Here is a 26,861-nt window from a genome sequence, read left to right on the forward strand (position 1 = left end):
TTGAACTGCTTTTTGAACAGAAGCTATATAGAAAATTAATTATTATTGGTTTTATTTTACGAGATCACACTGCGATTGGGGTTAACGGTGGGGCCTGGGGCGGCAACCACTTTGGTTAAGATATGTCCTCGCTGAGAACCGGACTGAACGGCAGGCGGTTGAGCACCCTAAGATTGCTTACGGTCTAGCCCCTATGACGGTGGCCGTAAGACTTCCCCTAGATTCCGGTGGGCTGGGTACACCCCAGGGCTCATGCCCTGTGGCAGACTAAGGGCATTGTTGTAGTCACTGATCTATGCCCCTTCAGAGCCTGGTTTTGCAAGCCCTTCAGCAGCGGCGCGATCGCCTGGCCCAGCAACATCCTGGACCGGTAATGCTGTGGTCGGGACGGGCGGTGTCACGCAACTTTCCGGCCAATGTGTACCCCTTTCGGGCCAATAGTCACTTCTTGTACTTTGCCGGTTTGTCCCTGGCCAATGCCGCCATTCACCTAGAGGGGGGCCAGCTCACGCTCTTTATGGATGACCCTACACCCGAGGCTGCCCTTTGGCACGGGCCAGCTCCCAGTCGAGAGGCGATCGCCGCTGAGATAGGGGCTAATGCCGCCTACCCCTATGGGCACGCCGAGCGCTACCGCCAAGCGGCCGCCACCCTGCCCGCCCAGAACTCGATCGAGCGCGATCGCAGCCTTGCTCTAGTAGAGGCCTTGGTTGCCCTGCGCCTGCACCACGACACAGCGGCCCTAGAGCAGATCAAAGCAGCGGCAGCGGTTTCAGTCTTGGCTCACCAGGCGGGTATGGCAGCAACCCCCAAGGCAAAGACCGAAGCCCAGGTGCGAGCCGCCATGGAGCAGGTGATTATGGCCCACGACATGACCTGCGCCTACAACAGCATTGTCACCGTGCATGGCGAGGTGCTGCACAACGAGCAATACCACCACACCCTGGCCCCCAATGACTTGTTACTGGCCGATGTCGGAGCCGAAGCCCCCAGCGGCTGGGCCTCAGATATTACCCGCACCTGGCCGGTTTCGGGGCGGTTTACTCCGGCTCAGCGGGAGATCTATACCGTCGTGCTAGCAGCCCACGATGCCTGCATTGCCGCCGCCAAACCAGGGATAGAATATCGCGATCTGCACCTGCTGGCCTGTCGCACCCTGGCCCAGGGGCTAGTCGAGCTAGGTCTACTCCAGGGGCAACCCGACAGTCTAGTAGAACGAGATGTCCACGCGCTGTTCTTTCCCCACGGGGTGGGGCACCTGCTGGGGCTAGACGTGCACGATATGGAAGATTTGGGTGATGTAGCGGGCTATGCGCCCGGCAGACAGCGCAGCGATCGCTTTGGCCTCAAGTTTTTACGGTTAGACCGGCCCCTGGCGGCCAATATGGTCGTCACCATTGAGCCGGGCTTTTACCAGGTACCGGGCATTCTGGCCCCGGCCCGGCAGTCGGGTCTCTACGACGACGCGGTGAACTGGGAGCGCCTGGAGGCTTTCCGGGAGGTGCGCGGGATTCGTATTGAGGACGATGTGCAAATTACTGCCACCGGCTGCACGGTCTTAACGGCGGCTCTGCCCACCCAAGTCGAAGCTATAGAAACGTTGGCCAGCGCGGCTTGAGAGCTGGATTACCGCAAATCGGTGACGCCACCGCAGCCGTCTACATCCAGCAGGGCTGGCCTTTCAGACTGGCCTTTGATGACGGCTCTGGGATAGAGCAGCTATCCAGCAGCCTGGGGGGCTGATATGATCGAAGTACCCTAGTCATGAACCGTTTCCTATGGATTCTTTAGAGCTTGCACCCCAGACCCAGTCTAATCTGCGGGTCGGCCTAGGCCGAGTGTTAGTCGTTGAAGACGAGGAGCTGATTCGAGAAACGGTAGCCCTGGGGCTAGCGGAAGAGGGATTTGACATTTTAGTGGCAGAAGATGGGTTGACGGCGTTAGATATGTTGGGCGGCACCTCAGTGTCGAGCCACGCCAACCGACCTGAAATCAACCTGGTGGTGCTTGACCTAATGCTGCCTGGCATGAATGGGTTAGACCTCTGTCGGCTGCTGCGCCACCAAAGTATTGATGTGCCCATTTTGGTGCTGAGTGCCAAGGGCACCGAAACCGACCGAGTGGTGGGCCTTGAAATTGGGGCCGACGACTATTTGACTAAGCCCTTTGGCATGCGTGAGCTGGTGGCTCGGTGCCGGGCCTTGCTGCGCCGCCAGCGGGGTAAGGGCAAGACCGAGAAAGACAATGTTCTTCAGTTTGAAGACATTACCCTGCATCCCCAAGAGTGCCGGGTCTTTCTCAAAGGGGAAGAAATTAACCTTTCGCCTAAAGAATTTCGCATCCTAGAGCTATTTATGGGACAACCCCGTCGGGTTTGGTCTCGCGACCAAATCATCGATCAGGTGTGGGGCCACGACTTTATGGGCGACAACAAAACTGTAGATGTGCACATTCGCTGGATTCGCGAAAAACTAGAGGTTGACCCTAGCCATCCTCACTATTTAAAAACCGTGCGCGGCTTTGGATATCGCCTCGGATAATCCCAGCATCCCTCTCTGGATAGAGATAGTTTAAAGTTTTGTAATTTTTTTCGGGGTGATTACTCCGCCAGGGTTTACTTCAGCAACAAATAAACCCAGCCTCCTAACTTCTCGTCTAGGCTGTGGGGGCAGGGTTTAATCATTCGGACTGTGCACCCGGTTGTGGGTGTGTGATTTTGAGAATTTGCCTGTTATCGCCTTACCGGTTGGTAATGTTATGCCGTTAACCATTCTCATTGCCGAAGATGACGAGGGCACTCGCCTATCGCTGTGCGACTACTTGGAGCTAGAAGGCTACTCGGTGTTGATGGCCAGCCATGGGGAAATGGCCTTGCAGCAAGTGTTTACCCATCAACCGCAGCTGATCATTACCGATGTGGGTATGCCTGGCTTGGACGGTTATACCCTGGTGCAAAAGGTGCGACAGTTACCGGCCTTTCGGCTCTTGCCAGTGATCTTCTTAACGGCTCACAACCAAACCCAAGACCGCATTCGGGGTTACCAGATGGGGGGCGATCTGTACCTGCCCAAGCCCTTTGAGCTGACAGAAATTGGGGCTATCGTGCGGAATTTGCTGGAGCGATCGCAGCTGATTCAATCGGCGTGGATTCAGCAGGTGGCGCTCTCGACTGCGCAGCAGCGGGCCATGCAGACAGAGGATAGCTCCGCCGAGGTGGCTCCCTGGAGCCCAACTCCCTCAGAGCTCATGGCTGATTTTACCGCCCGCGAACAGGATGTGCTGGCGTTGCTCTCAGACGGGCTGTCGAATTCTCAGATCGGCGATCGCCTGTTTTTAAGCCCTCGCACCGTTGAAAAGTACGTCAGCAGCCTGTTGCGCAAAACGGAAACCAGCAATCGCTCAGAGCTGCTGCGCTTTGCCATCAGCCACCACTTGGTGCCCTAGGCCAAATCTTTCCGGAACTGCCGCCGCGATCGCTGTTAGACCATTGCAGCGGGTAACTGTGAGCCCGCTCTAATCAGCGGGATGAACTGCCATGAAACGTGTTTTACCGATAGTGCTGCTAGGGCTGGCCCTGGCGGGAGGACTGGCCTACGGGGTGCGATCGCACCGCCTAGAACCGCCCGCCGCTGAGGGTCCAGTCACATCGGTGCCGCCTGCCACCTCGGCACCAGGCGGCGATACTACCGATCAACGGGTGATTCCAGGGGAGCGGGTAGGGCCGGTCACCCCCCAAACCAGCCGGGCCGACCTGGCCGCCATCTACGGTGAAGCGGCCCTGAGGGATAGCGACATTGACATGGGGGAAGGATTCACCGAGGCGGGCACCGTGGTCAACCCCGGCTCTGACCACCAGTTTGCCGTGGTTTGGCAGGATGCGACCCGCCGCGATCGGCCCAGTTTAGTCAGAGACTTCGGCCCAGCCTGGCGCACGCCGGAGGGGCTGGGGATAGGCGTGACTTATGCGACGGTCAAGGCGGCCCTAGGCGACTTTCAAATCTACGGGTTTGCCTGGGACTACGGCGGCACTATCGACCTCAAAGGCAGCCAGTTGGAGCACTACGACAACCAGCTGATGCTCCGCATGCCCCCCGCCGAGGGTGCGGCCGATGCCCACCAGCAAGCCTACGAAACCGTCATGGGCGATGCTCTCTTTGATGGTGACCATCCGGCCCTAGGGCAGCTCGACCTATCGGTACACGAGATGGTGGTTTACTTTGACCCTGCCCCTTAGCCCGAGAGACCACTGCGGGTGGGGTACTGGCGCAGCAGGCTAAACAGTCCCTGGCCGTTGAAGCTACGCGGATCCATGCGGTTACCGGAGCGATCGACCGCCTGGTGGGTAGTAATGCGATTGTCGGGAATGGTGGTTTGGGCCAACAGCCAGGCCAGCGAAGCGTACTGGGCCTGGGTGTAACCGCTGTGGCTGCGGCGGTTGTTCATGCCATCGCCAGGGGTCTCTAACGAGATGTGGTAGGCAAAATTGTTGACCGAGGGGGGAAAGGCCGGATTAGTACGCACGGTTTCTGGCCCATTGGGGCCATTGAAAACAGAGTTGCCCGCCCCAAAGGCCCGTTTTTCGGGAGGCACAATGTAGTAGACCGTGCCATCGCGGCCAATCAGGGTGTGATAGCTGACCTGGTCTTGGTCTCGGGGATGGTGGGTACGAAACAGGTTGAGGGCGCTCTGGGCAGAGCCAACGGTTTCGTGGATCACCGCAATAAAGTCGTTGTGCAGCACCTGGCCATTGATGTCGGTGGCAAAGCGATCGCCATAGTTGCTGGGGTCAGCCAAGGCCGTGACCTGCCGAGGAGAGGCAGCTTGGGCCAACGGGAGGGCTGCGGGAGCGGCAAAATCGGTGGGGCCGGGCTGCATGGCCTTGAGGGGTTGCAGCGCTACGTCAGGGGTGGTTTGCATCGGGGGGAGACCACTGACCGTCAGCTGAGGTTGCAGCGGCCCAGCTGCCCGCGCTGGGCTGAGTCCCAAACCCAGTAGGGTTACCAATGCCCCAACTAAAGCAAGCCATATCCAGCGACGAGTCACGGCAATTTCCCCAGTGCGTTGTTTGCTCTATTTTGTAGCGCGAAATGGGCAAAACGAACGTTCGTCTAGCGATCAATTACGTCGCCCTAGCGCAGGCAAGCGTTGTAATAAAAATGCGGTAAAGAAACTAAGAGGCCCAGCGATCGAGGGCCCGCTTTCCTCCCCAGCGGGCGACGATCTCATCGTCGTAGCTGTCGGCAATGCGAATGACGGTGGTGACAGAGTGGTTGAGTTCCAGGCGATCGCAGCTTTCACCCACCAGACTGTGCTCAAACACAATGTCGTCTTCGGCATCGTAGGCAAAGCGACCAAAATAAATGCCGTTGTTTTCTCGCAGCAGGTAGTAGCCCAGCTCGGGAGTTAGATCAATGTCGGTGACCACGTAGGCCCGAGTGGTGATCAGAGTTTCGTCGGTGTGCCAGGGCACCACCCGTGTCGAGGCTACCGCCGACCCCAGGTTGACGATGAACAGAGGTTCATCCTCAAATACCACCAGCGATTCGCCAAACAATTCGTGCATCCAGGGCAGAATGCGATGGTAAACCGTCTCTTGACTAGGGGTCTTAAACTCCATAGCGCTCATAAAAGGTGCGAACAGGTCAACCTCAGCCCTGGGCCAACGCCTTAGCCAAAGTCTTAACAGAGTAGCCCTAACTGGGCCTTAGGCAAAGCTACTATTCTATTGTCTCATCCCAGCTACAGAACGCCATGGGTGGTCACAACCTGCAATCGATCCCCTTGGGGAATCTCTAGGGATTCCGCTAAAATTCCTCCAAATTCCTTCAAAGTACTGACCCCGGAGGCTCGCTGCTGAGAAAATGGCGGTCCTTGCAGTAGGCTTTGGAGGGTTACCCCAACCCTTTCTCGTCATGCCGATGTCTTCAATGCCTATGGCCTGCATTGTCTTTACCGATCTCGACGGCACGCTGCTCAATGGCGAAACCTATGCCTACCAGGCAGCTCTGCCCACCCTGGCTCAGCTCACCAAGCGAGGCATTCCGGTGGTGCCAGTCACCAGCAAAACCCGCCAAGAAGTGGCGCAGCTGCGTCAGGATGTGGGACTGCACGACCCCTTTGTGGTCGAAAACGGCAGCGCAATTTACATTCCCCTTGACCAAGACCAGTTTGCCCTGCCGTCAGGGGACGATGTCGATGGCTATCGGGTGGTGCAACTGGGCTGCAACTACGTGACCGCTCGGGCCGGGCTGAAGGCGATCGCCCAGGATCTGGGCCGCCCCCTAAAGGGCTTTGGCGACTGGAGCATCGACCAAGTCGTGCAGCTGACTGGGCTGTCGCCAGCCGAAGCCAAGCAGGCTAAGGCTAGAGACTTTACTGAACCCTTTATGACCCCTAAAAATGTGCCCGCTGATCAGCTGCGCGAGGCGGTAGAAGCCATGGGGTTTCGGGTGGTGATTGGCGATCGCTTTTCCCATCTGATTGGAGCTGAAGCAGGCAAGGGCAACGCCGTCCAACAGCTGGTGAAGTTCTTTCAAACCAACAACCCCGAGGCCCAAACCATTGCCACGATCGGCCTGGGCAACAGCCCCAACGACCTCGATATGCTCGAAAACGTTGACTACCCAATCGTGCTGCCCGGTGCCCACGGTGCCCACCCCCGCCTAGCCGACCGGGGCTGGCCCATCGCCCCCGCCCCCGCCCCCGAGGGCTGGGCGATGGCCGTGGAGAATGCCCTAACCCAGATTGCCGCCTAGCTGTCTGCCAAGCTGAATCCTCCAAGCAATACAGAATTTTGAAGCTCCTGTAAATCTAGTGCCGGGGTGAGGCGGCGATCGCCCCGGTTCAGTAGTGTGACTACAAGCAGGTTACAGGCCATAGATGATCGCCTCACTGTGGCGCAACAATTCTGGCAACAACTCAGTCAACCTGAAAGCAACTCCTCATAGGAAAAGATTGGCAGCTATGGATGTAAGTTGGAGCGAGTCCCTCACGATAGCCCTGGCTATTGTGCCGCTGCTGCTGCTGGTGACTTCAGCCTTTTTGGCCCTAGAGGGCTTGTTTGCCCTTCTCAGTCGCAATCCAGAGTCAACCTCGCCTAGCTTGCCTGCCAATTGCTCTCTGGCAGTGCTGGTACCCGCCCACAATGAAGCGGGGGGCATTGGGTTAACGCTGGCCAGCATTATGCCTCAGCTGCGTTCGGGCGATCGCTTGGTGGTGGTTGCCGACAACTGCACCGACACCACCGCCGCCGAAGCCCGCCAGGCTGGAGCCACGGTTATTGAGCGCCAAAACCTAACCCAGCGTGGTAAGGGCTATGCCCTCGACTTTGGCTTGCGCCACCTGGCCGCCAATGCCCCTGACGTAGTGGTTTTTGTCGATGCCGACTGCGACCTGCGGCCCGGCAGTTTGGCCGCCCTGGCGACCCAGGTTCAACGCACCAATCGCCCAGCTCAGGCGATTTATCTGATGGATACACCCGCCAACCCTGGGCTGAAAGACAAAATTTCCGCCTTTGCCTTTAAAGTGAAAAACCTGGTTCGACCGCTAGGGCTATACCATCTGGGGCAGCCCTGCTTACTCACGGGCACCGGCATCGCCCTGCCCTGGGAGGCCGCCACCGCCGTCGATATTGCCAGCGGCCACATTGTCGAAGACATGAAGCTGGGACTAGATCTCGCCGTGGCCGGCTACGCGCCGCGACTGTGCCAAGCCGCTTGGGTCACCAGCCGTCTTCCCAGCGGCGATCAGGCGGCTACCACCCAGCGCACCCGCTGGGAGCATGGGCATCTCCAGATGTTTGTCGAGTATGTCCCGTTGCTGCTAGGCCAGGCCCTAAAGCAGGGACGGATTGCTCTGGTGTTTTTGGCCCTAGAGCTATCGGTGCTGCCGATTACACTCCAGGTGATGACAGTGGTCGCGATCGCATTCCTTAGCTTTGGCATAGCCCTGGCTGGTTTTAGCTGGCTGCCCGCCACCCTGGCCCTGGCGGCTTTGGTCTGCTTAATCACCGGCATTGGCCTAGCCTGGGTAGGCTACGGTCGTAGCGATCTGTCGCTGCGAGACATTCTGGGGTTGCCCGCTTATATGCTGAGCAAGTTTTCTATCTTCTCTAAGTTTTTGACCAAGCCCGAACAAGCCTGGATCCGCACCGAGCGCGACAGTAGGTAAAGGTCGTAGCCTTCGTGCTAAACCGAACGAATACTCCGTTTGGTAGGGGCGTAGCATGCTACGCCCCTGCGGGGTTTCTAAACACCTGAGCCCCGAAGCATTTCACTTTAATCAATCCACGTTCCTAAAGGGCTTGGCGCAGGTTGGCGAGACGCTGAAAACTGCCGGAACCGCATTCCTTCTCAAACTCCTGCACAATCCAATCCTGGCGCTTGCCGATGCGCTTAGCGCTTTTTTGCAGGTATTCGAAGTACTCCCACATTTGGGTGGGGGTAGGCCGAGGGCCAAAAATTGAGCCAAAACACCAGGCATCCTTCGGCCACCGACCGCATTGCTCCCAAAACGAACGCTCGGCCCAGGTCGGCGCGTTGCGGCGCAGGTAGGCGCGGCGGCGGTGGCCGTGGAATAGGTCCACCAGGGTGGGGATGTCGTTGATTTGGTGGGCCTGTTCGGCGGAGTAAATCTCCACCATGTCTTCCAGATTGATGGGGCGATCGGTGATCCACTGGTGGCCACAGTCGGGGCATTTGACAAAAAACGACAGCACAATGCGACCGCACTGGGGGCAGGGCTTTGTCGGTGGCGGTGTGCCCCCCTCACTGTCCTTTTGCGCCTGCACCGGCAGGTGGTAGTCCTTAATATCTTCGGGAAAGCCCAGGCGCTCCAGGTTGCCCGCCTGATCGAGAATGAGGCCGTACTGCTTACCCGACTGAGGCGAGATGCGCATGACGCGGCCAATCTGTTGCAGGTGCAGGGCGCTCGACTGGGTGGGCCGCAGCATGAGTCCTACTTCCACACTGGGTTCATCAAAGCCGATGCTGATCACATTGCAGGAGGTGAGCACCATGAGCTTTTCGTCGCGCAGGTCGCTGTACATCCGCTTGCGGTCTTTGATTGGGGTGCCGCCCTCCACCGTATCGGCGGGGATACCGGCGGCGTTAAAGGCATCGGCAACGTGGCGGGCGTGCTCGATATCGACGCAGAAAGCGATCGTGCGTTTGCCGGGGCAAAGGCGCTGCCACTCACGCACGATTTTTTCGATCAGCTCGGGGCGATCGCAGGCATTCTTCAGCGCGGCCTCGTCGTAGTCGCCCCGCACGGTCTTGACTTCTTGCAGGTTGACGACCCCATCGGGGGGCATGCTGTAGTATTTCATCGGGGCTAAAAACCCCCGCTGTTGCAGGTCACTGGGCACAGGAGAGGCCACCAGGGCATCCATGTAGTCGCCCAACTGTTCTTTGCCCAGGCGCTTGGGGGTCGCGGTCATCACCAGATGCACCGCATGGGGGAAGGTCTTGAGCACCTTTTTGCCCACCTGGCTAAACAGGGTAATGTGGCCCTCGTCGTAGAACACCACATCGGGCACCCACTCCTGCCACCAGCGTCGTTTGGCCATAGTTTGAATGCTGGCGATCTGGATCGGCGCGTCGCGGTTTTCTTCCCAGCCCGCCTTGATGAACCCGCAGTGCAAGCCAAAGGATTCCATTTTTTCAAAGGTTTGGCCCACCAGCACATCGAGGTGCACCAAAAACATCAGCCGCTTGCCCGCCCCTTCGGCATGGGCGCAGATCTGGCCGCTGATCACGGTTTTGCCCGCCCCGGTACCAGCTACGATCGCCACCCGCTTGTGCCCTTCATTGAGCTTGCGGTAGAGGTCGTTGATCAGGTCAACCTGGTAGGGGCGCAGTTGGGGTGGCATGGGGGACGTGAGTGGATGGGTGAGAGGATGAGAAGGGAAACGGTACTAGGTACAGGGTCTACGGTGCTAGGTTAAGCCGTTAACGGCGTACCGGGCGGCCTCATCCAATCATAAACGGGTACTATCGTCTGTTCTCTCACTCCAGAGCGGCGATCGCGGCAGCGTTATCATGCAGGTAGCTAAATCCAGGGATGGGCGCTTGAGCATGGACAGTCGCAGGTTGGGCAATACCGATATTGAGATTACACCGCTGATTTTTGGCACCTGGCAGGCGGGCAAAAGCGGTTGGGTCGGCATCGAAGACCAGGACGTAATTGACGCGATGCAGGCGGCCCTGGATGCGGGCATTACCACCTTTGACACCGCTGAAGTCTACGGCAATGGTTACTCCGAAGAACTGGTGGGCAAGGCGCTGGGAGATAGGCGTGATCGAGTGGTTTTGGCCACCAAGGTGTTTGCCAACCACCTCAAAGCCGACCAGGTGATCGAAGCCTGCGAAAATTCGCTCCAGCGGCTGCAGACTGAGGTGATTGACCTCTACCAAATCCACTGGCCCTCGGGAGCCTTTAACAGCGAGATTGTGCCCATTGGCGAAACCATGGGGGCGCTGAACCAGCTCAAAGAACAGGGTAAAATTCGGGCGATCGGGGTGTCAAATTTTTCTCGGGCACAGCTCGAAGAGGCGATGACCTATGGCCGCATCGACAGCCTACAGCCGCCCTATTCTCTCTTCTGGCGCGGGGTCGAAACCGAGCTGAGGCCCTACTGCGTCGAGCACAACCTCAGCATTCTGGCCTACTCATCGCTGGCCCAGGGGTTATTAACTGGCAAGTTTGGCCCCGGCCAGCAGTTTCCCAAAGAAGACATTCGCAGTAAAAACAAGTTGTTTCAGCCGCCGCTCTACGAAAAGGCCCAGGCAGCGTTAGAACAATTGCGTTCGATCGCCGATCGCCACCACACAACCCTGGGCAATTTGGCACTGGCCTGGCTGATCGCACAGCCACAGACCACGGCGATCGTCGGGGCTCGCAACAGCGCCCAGGCCAAGGAGAATGCCAGCGCTGCCGCCGTAGCCCTTTCTGCCGACGATTTGGCTGACATTGACGCCATTAGTCGCACCGTGACCGATCATCTGCCCGCCGACCCGGTGATGTGGACCTTTGGGTAAGGCAATGTCTGGGCTTCGCGGTTGAGCCAGCTAGCTCCTAACTCAGGCCTAAAAACCTAAAAAGCGCCAAACGATTTCTTAGCCTGCCGGTGGTTAGGTGAACCGCAGCGGCTAGACTAACAACATCCGCTTTTGCCAACCACACTTGGCCGCTTGCCCCGCCGAACCATGAAAGTTCCCGTCTTTGGCCGTATTTACAGCACGCTGCTCAAGCACCCCCGCTATCGCTGGGTGGTGATCGGAGCGTCGCTCATCTACTTGGTTAGCCCCATCGACATTTCCCCCGACCTCATTCCCGTCGTCGGCTGGATTGATGACGGCGTGGTGGCAACGCTGCTGACTACGGGCATTACCCAGGTGCTGCTCGATCGCCGTCAGGCCATGAAAGATCAAAAAACCTTGGCCAACCAGAACGATGCCACGGCCCTACCCATTGATTCCGAAACACCGTAATGGACTGGCTGATTGACCCGCTGAGCTATGAGTTCATGCGCCAGGCGCTGCTGGCTAGCCTCCTAGTCGGCATTCTCTGCCCGATTGTAGGCACTTATCTGATCGTGCAGCGCATGGCCATGCTGGGGGATGTAGTGGCCCACGGGGTGCTGCCAGGACTGGCGATCGCTAGCTTCTTCAACCTGCCCATTCTGCTGGGTGCCTTTACCATGGGCCTATTCAGCACCGCTGTGATTGCCTGGATTCGCGCCCAGTCGCGGATCAAGGTCGATACTGCGATGGCGATCACCTTTTCCACCTTTTTTTCCTTAGGCATCACCCTGCTGACGGTGTTTCGCAGCCGCGTCTCCCTCGAGCAGCTGCTGTTTGGCGATATTCTCAGCATCAATGCTGGGGATGTCTGGCAAATTGCGGCGATCGATAGCGTAGTGCTGGTCGGCGTCAGCCTGTTTTATAAAGAACTGCTGTTCTTCACCTTTGACCCCCTAGGGGCTGAAGCCCTGGGCTTACCGGTCAACCGCATTAACTTTGGCCTGATGGCTGCTATCACCCTAGCCATCATCGCCGGCATCAAAACCGTAGGCGTCATTCTCGTTGTTGCCCTGATGGTAGGCCCCGCCGCCACAGCTTACCTACTCGTGACAGAACTCCATTGGATGATGGGGTTGGGAGCAGTTCTGGGGGTGCTGTTCGGGGTAATGGGCATGTATGGCAGCTACTATCTGGATATTCCGTCGGGGCCTGCGATCGGTCTGACCGTGTTTACGGGCTTTTTGCTAGCCCTACTCTTCAGCCCTCGTCAGGGGATTCTAACGCGCTACTTCTGACTTCGAGGCTTGCGGTTTGAATTTTGCGAATCTCTGAGCAGTTCGTTTGGTTGTTGGCTCGATTCCTACTGGAATTCCCTTTCTGTAAGGCTTGCAACGCTTGGACTGGGCAACATACAGTACGAATTGGTAGTGCATTTTGGTAAAGGACAGAGGAAAAGAGGAGTTCTTCCCGTTCTGCCAGCTTCTTTCTAACTTGGCGATTGTAGTCATGAATGAACATCCAAATTGCACCGATGTGATTCTCTAGCTTCTTGGAAAAGGACAGCGTCTTCCTCACCAACCGAGATATTCGCTGCCTCAGGGTGTTGTTCAGTCTCTCGATGTAGCTCGTCAAGCCGCTGTCTTTGCCAACCGCAACATGTCGTTTGCTTGGAATGACGTTGACGTAAGCCTCCCAGTAATCGGTGTAGACCTTGGCACACTGTCTGTACACCCCAGGGATGGACTGCCATAGGGCAATCACCGATTCTCTAGAGCGGTCACCGATGTAGCAACCGATGATTTCTCGGGTGTCGGCATCTATCGCCAACCAGACCCATTGTTTGTTGCCTTTGTTGTCGACAAATGACCAGAGTTCATCCATCTGCACGGTCAGCTTGCCTTTGGCCTTGGGGATGACCTCTGCCGCTTTGGGCACGGCTTCATAGCCAGCATTGGCATAGCCTTGTAGCCAACTATCAGAGACATCGGTGACCCTGGCGATGCCGGCTAACGAAATCTTCTCCAACAGGAGCAGATCGACCAAAGACCGAGTGTCGTTGTCTTTCGGCTTCCACTGGGGATCCTTGACAAATTGACGGTTGCAGTCTCGGCACTTGTAGTTTTGCTTACCGCGCCGGGTCGGGTCGTTCTTGGAGATGTCGTGAGACCCACAGGCTGGACAAGTCATCTCAGTGCTCATGTCGCCTAGTCCTCGCAAAATCTAGGAATGCGACAGCGTTACCTTATTTTGCTCTATCCTTTACGGTAATTCACGACCCAAGTACTAAACCTAGTTCGAATTTCCGCAAAACTATACCGCTATTCAGCAAGGCTAAAACGTTTGCCTCCATATTGAGAAGCATCGCACCTTTCAGGCAGCACTAGCTTATGAAGTGACCAAATGTTTTACCCGTCGCAAGAGTCGCTTAAGGCTAGTCGCTGGCGTTGACTGCGGCACGGCCAATGTACCTTTCGGAGGTAAACTGGGACTCTCAATGCCAGCTTTGATTTCAGCATCAACAGCTTGCAACAACTCAATACGCGAAGCAGTAACGCCTGTTCCCTGCTTGCCTAAAGTGACAAAAAACTCACAGCCTTCTGTAGGGTAAAAATCAATTTCCCGCACAGAAATCATGCCCAACTCAAATAAGTCATGCATGAGCAACCGAAAAGAATGGGGCACAAAACACCAGGCATGGACGTCCAAATAAGCCTGCTGGTCAATCACCCTTTGCATCGATTGTTGAGCATCGTCACACGAATGCACAAAGGCAAAATTGCCCATTGCCTGTGGGGACCAGGCAATATTTCCCGACAGGGAAACAACATTGAGCATATACTCGGCCACAGTGCCGGGAGTGTGAATCGTAGATTGCTGATGGTGATGGTCAATGAGCTGCGCCAAGCCAGTAATAGGTCGGTAGTGATCAAAACAGTAGCGCTTATCGGGAATGGCCAAGGAAATCACCCCCCGCTCATTCAATACTTTGGTGCAGTCGTTGAGAAAGCCAATAAGATCTGGGGTGTGTTCGATCATATGGGACGCAATTACCCAATCATAATGATTGGTTTTGGCCAGTAAGTCGGCGTAGGATTGATTTTCCCAGACAAAGTCCACTGGCTCAATTTGCTCTAAGTCAACACCGTGCCCCGTATATTTTTCAACTAACTCCTCACGGCTCATATGGTCGATAACGTGAACATTATAACCACCACGTTTAGGCGCAACAGGATTATGACTAGGACCAATTTCAATACCGTGCCCATCTTTGTCAATGTGCTTAAGGATTTTGTCTTTACGATTCACCGTTTTTTATTTATTAGTGGACAAGTTGATATTCAGAACAATAAAAACAGGGGGTCAAGGACAGGGACAGGAGTGATCGTGCTCATCATCCATAGTCATTGACCACCCCTGTTAAACTGCTGTAACTCTTGTGCCTTCGTTTTAAGCTAGGGATAATGTGAACAGTTACCCCATATCAGAGGCAGTTGACTCTTGGCGGAAAAGCATAGGAAAAAACATTTTTATCAATCGCTAAATTTGGATTATAAGCAGGATCTTGATTAAGTTTTTCACCCCATCGATCTTGCATAAATTTAACTTCCAACGAAAATCTAGCTTGTTTTTCTGGGGTAGTCTCATAACCCCTAGTTGCCGACTCATGGTGAATCATTTCAGCGTAGGGAGTCCAAATGTTTCGATAACCAGCATCCCTTACCCTAATACAAAAGTCTACATCATTAAAAGCTACCGCTAAAGATTCATCTAAACCATTAACAGATTCAAAGACGTTCTTGCGTACAACTAGGCAAGCCGCTGTTACAACACTCAAGCTTTGATGCAGCACAGCTCTTGCAAAGTATCCTAGATCTCCTTCCCGAAGCATTAAATGAGCATGTCCAGCGACTCCACCTAGGCCAAGAATAACGCCGCCATGCTGTATAGATCCATCAGGATACCAAAGGCGTGCTCCCACGCAGCCAATGTTGGGACGAACAGCAAAAGACACCATTTCCTCTAGCCAATCGGGCGTCAGGACTTCGATATCATTATTCATTAAACAAATGACATCTCCTTGCGCTAGCTGAACACCTCGATTATTCAATGCAGAAAAATTGAATGGAGAATCATCTTGGATAACACGTACAATTTGGCTAGGTAGGCGTTCAAACAAATCTATGGTAGCTTGCTCTACACTACCGTTATCAATCACAATGATTTCATAGTTTGGATAGCTAGTCCTCATTAAAATGGAGCTAATACATACTGACAGCAAATCAGATCGATCACGTGTTGGAATTACAATGCTTACCAGCGGTGGAGAAGACGGCAGCTGAAAACGAACCCTGTTGTATACTGATGCGCTTGGAGCTGGAAGCACTTCTGCCTGTACACCAGAACGGCGAAGATGTTCGGCAACTGCTTTACGGCCTGCCTCAACTGCATAACTCTTTGCTCGAGAACTTAAGGCAGTGCTACCAGAAATAGCACGCCAATGGTATAGCACGTGAGGAATATGAACAATTTGTCTAGTAGAAACTTGTTCTATGGCACGGAACAATAGATCATAATCTTGAGAGCCATTAAATTCTCCTCTGAAACCTTCTACCTGCTCTACTAAAGTGTGTCGATAAACTGTCAAATGGCCAACCATATTCTGGGCTAAAAACAGTTCATAATTGAAATCACACTTAAAGTAAGGTTGAAAGCGCTGACCTGATTCGTCAATCTTATCTTCGTCCGAATAGATGATTTCTGCTTCAGGATTCTGAACAATTGTTTTTGCCACGCAAAATAAGGCATGCTCTGATAGTTCATCATCATGATCTAGAAGGGCAACAAAGTCTCCTGTTGCTAAACTCAAAGCTGAATTGCTAGCTTCAGAGATATGACCATTCTCTGAACGATAAAAAACCTTAATGCGATCATCTTGAGCAGCATGATGTTCAAGAACTTGGCGTATTTCTGGGTTCGTCGATGCATCATCAGCAATACAAAGCTCCCAGTGAGGATATAATTGCCCCATGACTGACTCAATGGCAGCATTGAGAAATTTGGCGGGTGGATTATAAACTGGCATAACAATCGAGATTAGAGGATGATACGGAAACTTTTGTATCTGACCTCGAATTTTTTCTCGCTTAGAATCGTCAAGCGTGTCATAGAGATTGACCCATTTCTTATATAGATTATCAAGATCCGGATCGTATTTTTTTTCAAATCGATCCAGAAAAAGACGCTTTAATCCTTTACGCCGCAATGCAATAGCTAAACTGCGAACTGAAGATCTAAAGCCACCACTCCCCTCCGTGCTCAAAGTTTCACGATGTAATAGATTCCGTAGCCTAGTAACCTGATGTGCTCCATAGCGCAGAGGGCTTGTAATGCGGTAACTCCGAGAGTTGAGATATGCAGAAATTTGTTGGTCCCGTTGCGTAACTGCTTGGCTAAGCACAGCGATCTGTTGGTCTTTTTCAACCACGACTTTTGACAGACTCTCCCAGTCTTCTTCAGGTGATACCAGCATCCGGGACCAAGGATTGTTAACTTGATCACCTTGGCCTTTTACAGGAGAAGTTGTGCCAGACAGTTCATAATGACCAGAAACGACACTCTCAATTTCTTTACCTGCGATAAAACGACTACCCAACAAATTGAGTTGCGTGCTCTGTTTCCTTATTATGCAAATTGAATTAACAAACTCGATGGAGTGAATCTTTGAAAGACTCAATTCATCAAAATCAGCAGAAAATTGCTTGGTGAAGCCTTGCAGCAGTTGCTTCCGTTCTCTCTCGACACCCCAATGTTCATGATTGACAATATCGGCTAAGCGCTTACAAAAAGAAAGCGACGAATATGGATAATACAATCCACCCTGGAAATTGCTCCAATAGCTGCAGTGCAGGTCTTCAATAACAAAAAGACCACCTTCATTCAAGTGGCGAAAATAACGGGCAAAAGACTTGACAATATCATCGGAGACATGAGATCCATCATCAATAATTAAATTAAAACTGGAAGAACAAGCAATAATTTCATCCTCAGTTGTATCCGTATTAGCATCACCAACGACAACACTAATGCGATGATCGTCATACGATAATTTTGAACAATCGGGATTAATGTCACAGCCAATGAGTGATTCGGCATTTGAGAAATATTTGCCCCATATCTCTAACGAACCACCATTTTGTATACCAATCTCAAGTAGGCGTATGGGTTGGTTTCGAAAACCTGAAAAGAGCCTGTCGTATTCGTCAAGATAAAGTGACCATTTATCAGAGACTTTACCCTGGTGTTCACGATAAAGTTCAAGTAAAGACTTCATACCACTTCTTTTAATTGAATGTTTTCAAAATGTACGCCAACTAATCCCCATCGGACTTTGCTTGATGAGACATTGAGGATCAATGCATTGTGTAGCCAATGATGCTGAACGTTATTGTAAAGATCACCATCCGCCAGCGAAGCCATAACAGAGTAATGTCCATTCGGGAGCATAGGCAACCGAAAAATGTATTCACTTTCAATGGTAGAGCCAGCAACAACCGACAGCGGATTGAGATCAGTGAAGGATGAGGTATTTTCCCCAAATAAGACTTGGCCGAGCCGATCCCTCACAAGAAAACCTATTATAGGACGATCTATGTCCTGGTACACAATCGCCCTGATTACCATCCGAACCATCTCGCCCCCCGCAAAGATCTCATTACCTTTTGGAATCAAAGGGCCAAGGCTTACGGAGAGAATTTCACCTGCACCAGTCTTCCAACCATTAGCTTCGCTGAGGTTGTCATTTACGCGCATTTGGCTGCCGTAGTCCAGACAAGGTACCGAATCAGTATCATATGACGATGAGTAATCATCGGCTGTTATATCGCTTGGGACAATCTTAGCGGATTCAAGTTTCTGGAGCTGAATGTCTTGGCCGTAAGCTTCCTGTAGAGTGTATTGAAGGTATGCCTCAGTAATTTCCTTGGCTTTCCCGAGCTGCCAAAGCTTGCCGCCATTTAACCAGATTGCGCGTTCACAGAGATTTAATACAGACCCCATGTCATGACTGACGAAAATCAAAGTGCCGCTCTCCTTAAATTTCCGGAGAAAACGCATACATTTTTGGGTAAAAATCGCATCCCCAACAGCAAGAGCCTCGTCAATCACAAGGATTTCTGCATCTACGTGCGCGATCACTGCAAATGCTAGGCGAACGTACATACCACTTGAGTAGGTTTTTACTGGTTGCTCAATAAATTCCCCAATATCCGCAAACGCTGCAATATCATCTAAGCGTGAATCAATCTCTTCTTTAGTCAGCCCTAATATTGCGCCACTCATATAAATATTTTCGCGGCCAGTAAATTCTGGATTAAAACCTGATCCCAATTCTAATAATGCTGCGACTCTACCATTAGCATAAATTCTGCCTTGGCTAGGATTTAGAGTGCCACAAATAATCTGAAGAAGTGTTGACTTGCCACTGCCATTTCGTCCGACTATTCCAACGGTTTCGCCTTTTTTTATCTCAAAAGAAATATCTTTTAAGGCCCAGAACTCACGAAAATACTGATTACCTTCGACACCTATGAAGCTAAGTGCCCTAGGCAAAACAAGTTGCTTAAGGCGATCTATGGGTTTTTCATAGATTTGATAGCACTTACTTAACCCTTCAACTTTAATAGCAATTTCAGAGGACATCAGCGAACCCCTTCCTGGTCTTTTGGAACCATGCAAAACCAAGCCAAGCAACAATTGTACTGCCTGCTAAATAGTACAGCCAACTCTGAATGCTGGGTAATTCTCCCCACATCAGAATGCCTCTCACTTGTTCCAATGCAGGGGCTATCGGGTTAATCAACAGAAGAGGCTTAGCACTATCAGGAATTGCCGACGCTGGATAAAAAATTGGAGATAAGAACATCAGCACTGTCGTTAGTATTGTTACTACCTGTGCTACGTCACGGAGATAAACCCCTAGTGAGGAAAGAAACCATGACAACCCAGTAGTTAAAAAAATCAAAGGTAATACAACTATGGGTAGTAGTAAAGCTGTCACAGAAGGAAAACCAAATAGAATGACATAGCCGAACAGCCATACAGTTAAACTTACTAAACTGTGAAACATAGCGGAGCCAATAGCTACACAGGGCAATATTTCCAGAGGAAAGATCACTTTCTTGACATAGTTGCTATTTGACAGTATCAGGGTTGGAGATCGATTAATGCATTCTGCAAAGAAGTTAAAGACGATCAACCCTGAAAAGAGAACAAGTGCAAACTCTGCGCGCGAGCCATCACTGCTACCCCAACGTGCTTGAAAGACTATGCTGAATACAAAGGTATACACGGCTAGCATGAACAGCGGATGGAAGAACGACCAAAAAATCCCAAGGATTGAGCCTTGGTAGCGACCCAAGACATCTCGCTTGATAAGAGCCGTAGCCAATTCACGATTGTGCCATAAACTCCTGATCCCTTCCCTTGGAGATGTGCTGAAATTCTGCATGGTGCGTCTTTAGACCTAGATACTTCGCTTTTCAGTGCTATTATGGCGCTCAATTAGCTCATTTGTAGCAGGGCAGTGGTCTGTGTCATCGAGGATAACAGTCCAAAGCCTAGTAGATCAGTCCGGGCTTCTCAGCTTATATTGGACTGAAGCCCTTCGGGGTAGACCCCTTTGGCCCCCATATCCTCATCTATGGAGCTCGGCGTTCGCATTAGAGCAAATGTACTTAAATTTGGTCTGCGTATGATACACCCAGGCCATCATCCTTTGGTTTCTAGGTGAGATTTGAAAATTTGCGTATAACGCGGATAAAAAGACTCACGCTGATCTCCACTAAGTTATTCTACCTATTCATTTTTCTTGGTTATAAGTGTTTCAGTTAAATTATTTGAGACAATGACTTTATGGTCTTTGAGGCTGGCCGTTTCCCCAAGGTATTGGCCTATGTTACCGCTTATCAAGATGAACAATCCCTCAGAGTCTGCCTAGATTCGATCGCGAAGCAGGTGCTCCCGGTTACTCACATCTTGGTTGTAGATAACTCTCCTCTACCACTACTGTTGCCGATGCAGTACAACGAACTGGTAGTCATACACTGTCCAGAAAATATCGGTGTCGGTGGTGGCGTTACTCTTGCACTTCAGCAGGCAATCAATCAAGGCTATGATTTTGTGTGGTTACTAGACCAGGACAGTCAGCCAGATGTCATGTGTTTGCAGCACTTGGCTCAAGTTTATCAGGAGCAGCACTGCATAGAGGCTCCTATCGCGATGGTTGCACCTTTGGTGATTGATGGGGTGATGGATCGAATCATTGGTGGGGCGGTGTTTGATCGATATCGGTTCAAAGAATACTTGCCAAATTGGGATACTGCTTTATGGGTGGAGTGTGATGCACCCATAATTTCTGGAATACTAATTGCGATTGCTGCTGTCAAGGTTGCGGGGCTACCCCAGCAAGAGTTGTTTATGGATGGGATAGATCTAGAGTATGGATTCAGACTAAAGCAGCATAACTTCAGAAATATTATTGCTTCCAGGGCTATTCTCCATCACTGTCTTGGCAATCCTCTCAAAGTACTCTTTCTGGGTAAACCCTATTTTATTCAAAATTATTCTATCCCAAGAAGTTACTACTACCACCGAAATCATACTCATTTAGAAATGCTTTTTTCTGAATCTAAATATAAGCCTTGGACCTTTCTTTGGCGTTGCTACATCGTTGCAAAAGATTTGCTTTTAACACTGCTATATAGGGATCAAAAGTCGAGCAGAATATCTGCCTGCCTAATAGGAACATGGCATGGCTTCTTGGGTCGCATTAGGAAGCTAGAGCGATCGTCGTAGTATAATATGGTTATGCATAATCTGCTTTAACTCAATCACAAAGGATTTTATTTATGCATTTGTTGGACACCTGCCTAAATAGCTGTGCACTTTGAACTTTGTGATCTTTCCAAAGCAAATTCAATCATACCTAGATATAGCAATTCTTTAGACCTATTTAGTAAGTCCCAGAAATTCACGGATCGATCGCTTGAGTCAAAGTTGTTATATTCAGATCAAAGCTAGGTGTGATATGATAAAAAAGTTTTTCAAGAAAATCCTTCTCTTTATTCCTTTAGTCAAAAAGTATACTGCCTATACTCGCCAAAACAAAAATATACTTGCAGAAAACAAAAGATTACAAGAATTGATTAAAAATTCTAGGAGTCCTGGGCTTTTTGATTCACCAGATGATTTTTTAACTGAAAGGCTGTTAGCTCATCCAGCGAAAAATCCACTTCCTTCTGTCAATTTAAGTAGCCAAAAAGCTGTAGATGGACTGAATCGTGCAGTTATTGCAGATCGCTTGATAAAGTCTTATCACAAAGCTCTGGAAGATGAAAAATATTCTTTGTTTAGGCAAGAAGGAGAGGATCTGTGGACAGACCTAGTTCGTAATGAATTGCCTGAACTAATGGAAACGATCGATCAAAAAGATCCAGAAAAGCTGGGCCACTATTTAATGGAATTTGGTCAATCGTTTGTCTGGTTTGGAGGCATTACTACGTGTGTTGATGGCTACAATAGAAACCTTGATCCGCGACAGGTCGCGTTAACCTATTGGGACAAGCTTGTCTGCTTAGCTGAATGTTTAGGTGTTGTACAGTTTGAGAACCCTGAGAATGGCCCTTGGGGTGATATTTTGCATTTCAACATGGATGAGCTGCTATACGGAATTGAACAAGAAATTGGCATAGATATATCTTTACCTTTAGGGATTATATACACTGATGGATTGAAAATTGGCGATAGACTTTTTCACTACAGGCATATCAATTCTCTGTATAGTGCAATAAGGATTGCCAGGTTGAACTGCCATGGCGATGCCGTCTGCGAGTTTGGTGGTGGACTTGGTATGACTGCTGTCTATGCGAGAAGACTAGGGTTTGTAGATTACACAATTTTTGATTTGCCGATAACTTGCCTGCTAGCTGGTCATTACCTTATGCACGCAGTTGGCGAAGCCTCTGTATGTCTCTATGGTGAGACAGCTACAGAGGGCTCTATAAAAGTTCTCCCTTATTGGGAATGTGCCGTCATGCCTGACAACAGTTTTGGCTTGACTGTTAATCAAGATAGTTTTCCAGAGATATCAGATAATCTTATCAGTCAATATCTTTTGCATATAAAAAGGTCGACAAAAAATTACTTCCTCAGTATTAACCATGAATGTTTTTATCCACGTACGGTAAGAAAATTTACTAAGGATTCTGGTGGCTACGAGCCAGTCTATCGTTCTAAATGCTGGGTACGTGAAGGATATCTAGAAGAGGTTTTTCGAATTTCAAAGTAGGTGATCGGCAATCAAAAAATCTTCTGACATTTAATTGGCAACGTAGTTCGCTAGGTTAACACAAAAGATTTATGTATATACGTAATTCGCAGACATAAACTTTATGTTGGCTTCCTATTGCTTTGTAAAATGGCTAGTTGTTGACAGTTAGAGTTTTGGAGTCAATTTCCTATTTATGAAAGTAAAACCAACGCCCCTGTCTGATGTGCACCTTTTAGAACCACGAGTTTTTCAAGACCAACGTGGCTTTTTCATGGAGAGCTTCAATCAAGCTAATTTTTGTCATGAACTAAAGTTAGATGTTACTTTTGTGCAAGACAATCACTCTTGCTCAGGACAGTCAGTGCTTAGGGGGTTGCATTATCAGATTCAACAGCCCCAAGGTAAGTTAGTACGGGTGTTAGCGGGAGCAATTTTTGATGTCGCTGTTGATATTCGCCGTCAATCTCCTACCTTTGGTCAATGGGTAGGCTACACTCTGAGCGCTCAAAACTTTCATCAACTTTGGGTACCGGCTGGTTTTGCCCATGGTTTTTTGGTGTTATCGGAGGTGGCGGAAGTACTCTACAAGGCTACGGACTATTATGCTCCTGACTATGAGCGCTGCATTCTTTGGAATGACTCTGATTTAGGTATTGATTGGCCGCTGGATGGGAAAGTGCCTATTTTATCTGAGAAGGATCAAGCTGGTCATCGGCTCAAAGACGCTGAGGTTTATGCTTAGCCATGAAAATTTTGCTTATAGGGGCCGGAGGACAGGTTGGACAAGAGCTAGAGCAACTTTTGGCTCATGATCGAGTGATTGAGTTGCTGGCTTGCGATCGCACCTCCCTCGACCTCACCCAACCCCAAGCCATAGCGGACCAAGTGGCAGCCTTTCGGCCTCAGGTGATTGTCAATGCGGCCGCCTACACGGCGGTAGATAAAGCCGAAGCTGAGCCCGACTTAGCCCAGGCTATCAACGCTCTGGCTCCGGGTGCTTTGGCCCAGGCGGCGACCCAAGTGGGTGCTAGCCTCGTGCATATCTCTACAGACTATGTGTTTGACGGTATCCAGTCGGTGCCTTACCAGGAAGATAGCCCCTGTAACCCCTTAGGAGTCTATGGCGATACCAAGCGAGCAGGGGAGGTAGCGGTGATGGCAGCGTGCGATCGCCACATCATTCTCCGCACCGCCTGGGTCTATGGAGCCAAGGGCAAGGGAAACTTTGCCAAAACCATTCTGCGGCTGGCCCAAGAGCGAGACCGCCTGCGGGTAGTCTATGACCAGATTGGAACACCCACCTGGGCCTACGACATTGCTCGCGCCATTGTGGCGCTACTGCCCCAGCTCGGGCCAGAGACCTACGGTACCTACCACTTCACCAACAGCGGTGTGGCCAGCTGGTACGATTTTGCAGTTGCCATTGTGGAAGAGGCCCAAGTCTTAGGTCTGCCCCTCACCTTAGAGGAGGTTGAGCCAATTACCACCGCTGACTACCCGACCCCGGCCCGTCGCCCAGCCTACTCGGTGCTGAGCGGCGAGAAAATTGCCGGTATGCTGGGCACAACGCCGCCCCACTGGCGTCAGTCTCTACGTCAAATGCTGTCAGAACTCTACGGCTCGATGCCATCCTAAACCGTTATGAAAGCACTTGTTTTATCGGGAGGCAAAGGCACGCGGCTGCGCCCCTTGACCCACACTGGCGCTAAGCAGTTGGTGCCAGTGGCCAACAAGCCAATTCTCTGGTACGGCATTGAAAGCATTGTGGCGGCTGGCATCACGGATATTGGCATCATCATCAACCCAGAGACGGGGGCTGAAATTCAGGCAAAAACTGGAAACGGAGAGCGCTTTGGGGCCAACCTAACCTACATTCTCCAGGCAGAGCCGGCGGGTCTGGCCCATGCGGTTAAGGTGGCCCAGCCCTTTTTGCAAGACTCTCCCTTTGTCATGTACCTAGGCGATAACCTAATTCAAGATGGGTTAGAGAGCTTCTTGCAGCAATTCCACGACAACGGCTCCGACGCCTTGATCATGCTGAAATCTGTCGCTAACCCCACGGCTTTTGGGGTCGCTAAGGTCTCAGCCGAGGGCCAGGTGATGGAGCTGATCGAAAAGCCCCAGATTCCTCCTTCAAACTTGGCGTTGGTGGGGGTTTATGTGTTTGCCGCCACGATTCACGAGGCCATAGCCCAAATCTTGCCCTCGGCACGGGGGGAGCTAGAAATTACCGATGCCATTCAAACGCTGATCGAGGCTGGTAAGCGGGTCGATGCCCGGCAGCTCAGCGGCTGGTGGCTCGATACCGGCAAAAAAGACGACCTGCTCGAAGCTAACCGTATTATTCTTGACGATTGCTCAGCCACTGCTATTAAAGGCGATATCGATGACCAGAGCCAGATTTTAGGGCGAGTCAGCATTGGCACTGGGTCGCGTATTCTCAACTGCACCATTCGGGGGCCAGTGGTGATTGGCCAAGATTGCCACCTAGAGAATTGCTTCATCGGCCCCTACAGCAGCATTGCCGACCGAGTCAAACTGGTGGAAGCTGACCTTGAGCACAGCGTAGTGCTAGCCGATGCCCAGGTGGTAGGAGTACACCAGCGTATTGTCGATAGCCTGATTGGGCAACGAGTCCACATTAGAGAGGCACCCCGTCGCCCCAAGGCCTTACGGTTTATGCTCGGTGACGACAGCCAGGTTGAGCTGACGCCGTGATGGGGGCAGAACAGCCTAGCCCCAAGGTGGCCCTAGTGGTGCCAACCCACAACCGCAAAGCTAAAACCCTGCGGTTTCTGACCCAGATAGCCGATCAAACCTATGGGGCCTTGCAGGTGATCGTTGTCGATGCTGGCTCTAGGGATGGCACTCCTGAGGCTGTGAACCAGCAGTTTCCTCTAACAGTAGTGTTGCCGGTTAACGCGCAAAATTTCTGGGCGGGGGCGACCAATGCCGGGGTGAGCTACGCCCTTAAGGCTGGGTGTGACTATGTGCTCACCATCAATGACGATGCGGTGGTGCAGCCTGACCATGTGGAGCGTTTGGTCAACTTGGCCGAGCACCTCCGGATCCGCATTTTGGGCAATCAGATCAACTACCTGGCCGATCGCGATCGCATCTGGTCGCTAGGCACCTACACCGCCTGGGGCACCCAAGATTTTCTGCGGTTGGCCCACAGCGATGCATCCCAGCGTGACCTAGCGCCCGAGGTGGCTGAGGCCACAGTGATTACCGTCGATGCCTTACCCGGCAACGGGGTGCTGATTCACCACAGTGTTTATCGCCAAATCGGTCTCTACAACGCGATTTTCTTACCCCACTACCACGCCGACTCAGAACTGGTAATGCGGGCCGTAGGCCAGGGTATAAGCGCCTACGTCACCCCTCAGGTGGTGCTCTACAACGACTTTTCAGCCGCGCAGAAACAACTGTCTCTAGGCAGCGTGAGGGGGCTAGCCTATGCCCTGGGCCATAAAAAATCGCACCTCTACCTGCCTGCCCTGCTGTACATTTTTTGCCGCTACTGCCCGCTACGGCAAAAGGGGCGCACCCTCAAGGCTTTGGGGCAGCGGTTTGGGCAGATGCGGCGGTAAAGCTAGTCTGCGGGTGGTAGGGCGCAGAGATCTGGCGCAGCCGCCGCCAGCGCCACCGCAGGTAATCGAGCAGGCCCAGCCAGCGCCCCTGGGCCATAGCCGGACGGGTGACACAAAAGGTCAGAGGCCGCAGGGCAGTGTAGATCAGGTTGAGCCCCAGGGCCAGAGGGGTGGCGTGACGCTCTAAAAAGTAGAGCTTGCTAAAGGTGGCGTGCTGAAACTTAGCCCTGGGGTTGCGGTGGGTAATCGCTGACACCTGGTGATCGACCAGCACCGCCTGGGTCACCCGTAGGCAATAGCCCTGGCGGTAGTACCGCTCAGAAATATCGGCATCTTCGTAATCTAAAAAATACTGGAGATCAAACTGAGGGCAGTGGTCAAACACCGCCAGGTTAAAAATCATGCTGCACCCCGAGATCCAGCGGGTAGGATGGGTCGCCACCGGGCTGGGGGTACAGTCGACATGGGCAAAGCGGTGTTTGAGGGTGCCCAGCCACGGGTTAAAGGTGCCCTGGCTAAACCACAGCTGGCCCTCTAAATCGCGAATGCGGGTGCCCAATAGCGCGATCGCACTCGCTTGCCTAAAGCACTCGCGGACATAGTCGATGGCGTTGGGGGTGAGGCGGGCATCGGGGTTGAGCAGCCAGGCTAGGGCGTTGGAGTCTTGGCTGTAGACATAGTCTAGGCCGAGATTGCAGCCCCCGCCAAACCCCAAATTATGCTCAGCCTCTAACACCGTCACCCCCTCTAGACTAGCCAGGGCCGCCGTCGCAGTATCGGTTGGTGAATTGTTGACCACAATGAACCGATAGTCTGTAGCCCCGAGGCTCGCAGTGGCGGCAATCAGGTCTCGAATAAAATCGCTGCAATGGTAATTGATGGTGATAAAGTAAATCGCCGCAGTCATAGTCTTTACCGGAG

The 26,861-nt window shown here is 52.0% G+C and carries 23 protein-coding genes and 1 pseudogene; 15 read left to right on the forward strand and 9 right to left on the reverse strand.

Annotation, left to right across the window (positions count from 1 at the left end):
- The first annotated feature begins 295 nt into the window (after positions 1–295).
- The 4 genes from RRF56_RS06255 (at position 296) to RRF56_RS06270 (ending at position 4,234) form a co-directional block, all read left to right on the forward strand.
- Positions 296–1,618 carry an aminopeptidase P family protein gene (locus RRF56_RS06255; protein WP_317036777.1) on the forward strand — a complete coding sequence of 441 codons (1,323 nt, stop codon included), beginning with the start codon at positions 296–298 and terminating at the stop codon, positions 1,616–1,618.
- 160 nt (positions 1,619–1,778) lie between these two features.
- The gene (locus tag RRF56_RS06260; RefSeq protein WP_317036778.1) at positions 1,779–2,540 is read left to right on the forward strand and encodes a response regulator transcription factor; all 762 of its coding nucleotides are present in this window, start codon (positions 1,779–1,781) and stop codon (positions 2,538–2,540) included.
- A 217-nt stretch (positions 2,541–2,757) separates the two neighbouring features.
- Positions 2,758–3,444 (forward strand): response regulator transcription factor, encoded by a 687-nt coding sequence (locus RRF56_RS06265; RefSeq protein ID WP_317036779.1) that lies wholly within the window; start codon positions 2,758–2,760, stop codon positions 3,442–3,444.
- A 91-nt stretch (positions 3,445–3,535) separates the two neighbouring features.
- The gene (locus RRF56_RS06270) at positions 3,536–4,234 is read left to right on the forward strand and encodes a hypothetical protein (RefSeq protein ID WP_317036780.1); all 699 of its coding nucleotides are present in this window, start codon (positions 3,536–3,538) and stop codon (positions 4,232–4,234) included.
- Here the strand turns inward: RRF56_RS06270 and RRF56_RS06275 are convergent.
- A complete protein-coding gene (locus RRF56_RS06275; protein ID WP_317036781.1) occupies positions 4,231–5,043 on the reverse strand; it encodes a peptidoglycan recognition family protein in 813 nt (270 codons plus the stop codon). The two genes, RRF56_RS06270 and RRF56_RS06275, sit on opposite strands and share 4 nt — an antisense overlap.
- Before the next feature lie 127 nt (positions 5,044–5,170).
- Positions 5,171–5,617: a T3SS (YopN, CesT) and YbjN peptide-binding chaperone 1 gene (locus tag RRF56_RS06280; protein ID WP_317036782.1), complete on the reverse strand. Its 447-nt coding sequence runs from the start codon at positions 5,615–5,617 to the stop codon at positions 5,171–5,173.
- A 295-nt stretch (positions 5,618–5,912) separates the two neighbouring features.
- Between RRF56_RS06280 and RRF56_RS06285 the strand changes: the two genes are divergently transcribed.
- Both RRF56_RS06285 and RRF56_RS06290 read left to right on the forward strand, forming a co-directional pair.
- Positions 5,913–6,755, forward strand: a complete 843-nt coding sequence (locus tag RRF56_RS06285) for an HAD-IIB family hydrolase (RefSeq protein WP_410510540.1) — start codon at positions 5,913–5,915, stop codon at positions 6,753–6,755.
- Positions 6,756–6,963: 208 nt separating this feature from the next.
- Positions 6,964–8,169, forward strand: a complete 1,206-nt coding sequence (locus RRF56_RS06290; protein ID WP_317036784.1) for a glycosyltransferase family 2 protein — start codon at positions 6,964–6,966, stop codon at positions 8,167–8,169.
- A 124-nt stretch (positions 8,170–8,293) separates the two neighbouring features.
- On the opposite strand, the gene RRF56_RS06295 is transcribed toward RRF56_RS06290, so the two are convergent.
- On the reverse strand, positions 8,294–9,868 hold the full coding sequence (locus RRF56_RS06295) for a DEAD/DEAH box helicase (protein WP_317036785.1): 1,575 nt from the start codon (positions 9,866–9,868) through the stop codon (positions 8,294–8,296).
- Positions 9,869–10,073: 205 nt separating this feature from the next.
- Between RRF56_RS06295 and RRF56_RS06300 the strand changes: the two genes are divergently transcribed.
- The 3 genes from RRF56_RS06300 (at position 10,074) to RRF56_RS06310 (ending at position 12,316) form a co-directional block, all read left to right on the forward strand.
- The gene (locus RRF56_RS06300; protein WP_317036786.1) at positions 10,074–11,036 is read left to right on the forward strand and encodes an aldo/keto reductase; all 963 of its coding nucleotides are present in this window, start codon (positions 10,074–10,076) and stop codon (positions 11,034–11,036) included.
- Between the two features lie 168 nt (positions 11,037–11,204).
- On the forward strand, positions 11,205–11,489 hold the full coding sequence (locus RRF56_RS06305; protein WP_317036787.1) for a YkvA family protein: 285 nt from the start codon (positions 11,205–11,207) through the stop codon (positions 11,487–11,489).
- Positions 11,489–12,316: a metal ABC transporter permease gene (locus tag RRF56_RS06310; RefSeq protein WP_317036788.1), complete on the forward strand. Its 828-nt coding sequence runs from the start codon at positions 11,489–11,491 to the stop codon at positions 12,314–12,316. The genes RRF56_RS06305 and RRF56_RS06310 overlap by 1 nt, the downstream gene beginning before the upstream one ends.
- A 190-nt stretch (positions 12,317–12,506) precedes the next feature.
- On the opposite strand, the pseudogene RRF56_RS06315 reads toward RRF56_RS06310, so the two are convergent.
- The 5 genes and pseudogenes from RRF56_RS06315 to RRF56_RS06335 all read right to left on the reverse strand — a co-directional run.
- A pseudogene (locus tag RRF56_RS06315) lies at positions 12,507–13,208 on the reverse strand (IS1 family transposase); the annotation flags it as partial.
- 198 nt (positions 13,209–13,406) lie between these two features.
- Positions 13,407–14,327, reverse strand: coding sequence for a hypothetical protein (locus RRF56_RS06320; protein ID WP_317036789.1), 921 nt, complete (start codon positions 14,325–14,327; stop codon positions 13,407–13,409).
- Between the two features lie 175 nt (positions 14,328–14,502).
- Complete coding sequence (locus RRF56_RS06325; RefSeq protein WP_317036790.1) at positions 14,503–17,352, reverse strand: glycosyltransferase; 2,850 nt, start codon at positions 17,350–17,352, stop codon at positions 14,503–14,505.
- Positions 17,349–18,719, reverse strand: a complete 1,371-nt coding sequence (locus RRF56_RS06330; RefSeq protein ID WP_317036791.1) for an ABC transporter ATP-binding protein — start codon at positions 18,717–18,719, stop codon at positions 17,349–17,351. Before RRF56_RS06330 ends, RRF56_RS06325 begins: the two co-directional genes overlap by 4 nt.
- Positions 18,709–19,527 carry an ABC transporter permease gene (locus RRF56_RS06335; protein ID WP_317036792.1) on the reverse strand — a complete coding sequence of 273 codons (819 nt, stop codon included), beginning with the start codon at positions 19,525–19,527 and terminating at the stop codon, positions 18,709–18,711. Before RRF56_RS06335 ends, RRF56_RS06330 begins: the two co-directional genes overlap by 11 nt.
- Before the next feature lie 404 nt (positions 19,528–19,931).
- Between RRF56_RS06335 and RRF56_RS06340 the strand changes: the two genes are divergently transcribed.
- The 6 genes from RRF56_RS06340 to RRF56_RS06365 all read left to right on the forward strand — a co-directional run bounded on the left by RRF56_RS06340 (position 19,932) and on the right by RRF56_RS06365 (position 25,940).
- Positions 19,932–20,873 (forward strand): glycosyltransferase, encoded by a 942-nt coding sequence (locus RRF56_RS06340; RefSeq protein ID WP_317036793.1) that lies wholly within the window; start codon positions 19,932–19,934, stop codon positions 20,871–20,873.
- Between the two features lie 232 nt (positions 20,874–21,105).
- Positions 21,106–22,365, forward strand: coding sequence for a putative sugar O-methyltransferase (locus tag RRF56_RS06345; RefSeq protein WP_317036794.1), 1,260 nt, complete (start codon positions 21,106–21,108; stop codon positions 22,363–22,365).
- A 175-nt stretch (positions 22,366–22,540) separates the two neighbouring features.
- Positions 22,541–23,089 (forward strand): dTDP-4-dehydrorhamnose 3,5-epimerase, encoded by a 549-nt coding sequence (gene rfbC / locus RRF56_RS06350; protein WP_317036795.1) that lies wholly within the window; start codon positions 22,541–22,543, stop codon positions 23,087–23,089.
- A 2-nt stretch (positions 23,090–23,091) separates the two neighbouring features.
- Positions 23,092–23,982: a dTDP-4-dehydrorhamnose reductase gene (rfbD, locus tag RRF56_RS06355; RefSeq protein WP_317036796.1), complete on the forward strand. Its 891-nt coding sequence runs from the start codon at positions 23,092–23,094 to the stop codon at positions 23,980–23,982.
- A 6-nt stretch (positions 23,983–23,988) separates the two neighbouring features.
- On the forward strand, positions 23,989–25,065 hold the full coding sequence (locus RRF56_RS06360) for a glucose-1-phosphate thymidylyltransferase (RefSeq protein WP_317036797.1): 1,077 nt from the start codon (positions 23,989–23,991) through the stop codon (positions 25,063–25,065).
- A complete protein-coding gene (locus RRF56_RS06365) occupies positions 25,065–25,940 on the forward strand; it encodes a glycosyltransferase family 2 protein (protein ID WP_317036798.1) in 876 nt (291 codons plus the stop codon). Before RRF56_RS06360 ends, RRF56_RS06365 begins: the two co-directional genes overlap by 1 nt.
- On the opposite strand, the gene RRF56_RS06370 is transcribed toward RRF56_RS06365, so the two are convergent.
- Positions 25,900–26,847, reverse strand: coding sequence for a glycosyltransferase family 2 protein (locus tag RRF56_RS06370; RefSeq protein WP_317036799.1), 948 nt, complete (start codon positions 26,845–26,847; stop codon positions 25,900–25,902). The two genes, RRF56_RS06365 and RRF56_RS06370, sit on opposite strands and share 41 nt — an antisense overlap.
- Positions 26,848–26,861: the final 14 nt, after the last annotated feature.

Source organism: Nodosilinea sp. E11 (assembly GCF_032813545.1).
Taxonomy (GTDB): Bacteria; Cyanobacteriota; Cyanobacteriia; order Phormidesmidales; family Phormidesmidaceae; genus Nodosilinea.

Coding starts and splice junctions, on each gene's coding strand:
- RRF56_RS06255 (WP_317036777.1), top strand. CDS start 296: ATGCCCCTTCAGAGCCTGGTTTTGCAAGCCCTTCAGCAGCGGCGCGAT.
- RRF56_RS06260 (WP_317036778.1), top strand. CDS start 1,779: ATGGATTCTTTAGAGCTTGCACCCCAGACCCAGTCTAATCTGCGGGTC.
- RRF56_RS06265 (WP_317036779.1), top strand. CDS start 2,758: ATGCCGTTAACCATTCTCATTGCCGAAGATGACGAGGGCACTCGCCTA.
- RRF56_RS06270 (WP_317036780.1), top strand. CDS start 3,536: ATGAAACGTGTTTTACCGATAGTGCTGCTAGGGCTGGCCCTGGCGGGA.
- RRF56_RS06280 (WP_317036782.1), bottom strand. CDS start 5,617: ATGGAGTTTAAGACCCCTAGTCAAGAGACGGTTTACCATCGCATTCTG.
- RRF56_RS06285 (WP_410510540.1), top strand. CDS start 5,913: ATGCCGATGTCTTCAATGCCTATGGCCTGCATTGTCTTTACCGATCTC.
- RRF56_RS06290 (WP_317036784.1), top strand. CDS start 6,964: ATGGATGTAAGTTGGAGCGAGTCCCTCACGATAGCCCTGGCTATTGTG.
- RRF56_RS06295 (WP_317036785.1), bottom strand. CDS start 9,868: ATGCCACCCCAACTGCGCCCCTACCAGGTTGACCTGATCAACGACCTC.
- RRF56_RS06300 (WP_317036786.1), top strand. CDS start 10,074: ATGGACAGTCGCAGGTTGGGCAATACCGATATTGAGATTACACCGCTG.
- RRF56_RS06305 (WP_317036787.1), top strand. CDS start 11,205: ATGAAAGTTCCCGTCTTTGGCCGTATTTACAGCACGCTGCTCAAGCAC.
- RRF56_RS06310 (WP_317036788.1), top strand. CDS start 11,489: ATGGACTGGCTGATTGACCCGCTGAGCTATGAGTTCATGCGCCAGGCG.
- RRF56_RS06325 (WP_317036790.1), bottom strand. CDS start 17,352: ATGAAGTCTTTACTTGAACTTTATCGTGAACACCAGGGTAAAGTCTCT.
- RRF56_RS06330 (WP_317036791.1), bottom strand. CDS start 18,719: ATGTCCTCTGAAATTGCTATTAAAGTTGAAGGGTTAAGTAAGTGCTAT.
- RRF56_RS06335 (WP_317036792.1), bottom strand. CDS start 19,527: ATGCAGAATTTCAGCACATCTCCAAGGGAAGGGATCAGGAGTTTATGG.
- RRF56_RS06340 (WP_317036793.1), top strand. CDS start 19,932: ATGGTCTTTGAGGCTGGCCGTTTCCCCAAGGTATTGGCCTATGTTACC.
- RRF56_RS06345 (WP_317036794.1), top strand. CDS start 21,106: ATGATAAAAAAGTTTTTCAAGAAAATCCTTCTCTTTATTCCTTTAGTC.
- rfbC (WP_317036795.1), top strand. CDS start 22,541: ATGAAAGTAAAACCAACGCCCCTGTCTGATGTGCACCTTTTAGAACCA.
- rfbD (WP_317036796.1), top strand. CDS start 23,092: ATGAAAATTTTGCTTATAGGGGCCGGAGGACAGGTTGGACAAGAGCTA.
- RRF56_RS06360 (WP_317036797.1), top strand. CDS start 23,989: ATGAAAGCACTTGTTTTATCGGGAGGCAAAGGCACGCGGCTGCGCCCC.
- RRF56_RS06365 (WP_317036798.1), top strand. CDS start 25,065: ATGGGGGCAGAACAGCCTAGCCCCAAGGTGGCCCTAGTGGTGCCAACC.
- RRF56_RS06370 (WP_317036799.1), bottom strand. CDS start 26,847: ATGACTGCGGCGATTTACTTTATCACCATCAATTACCATTGCAGCGAT.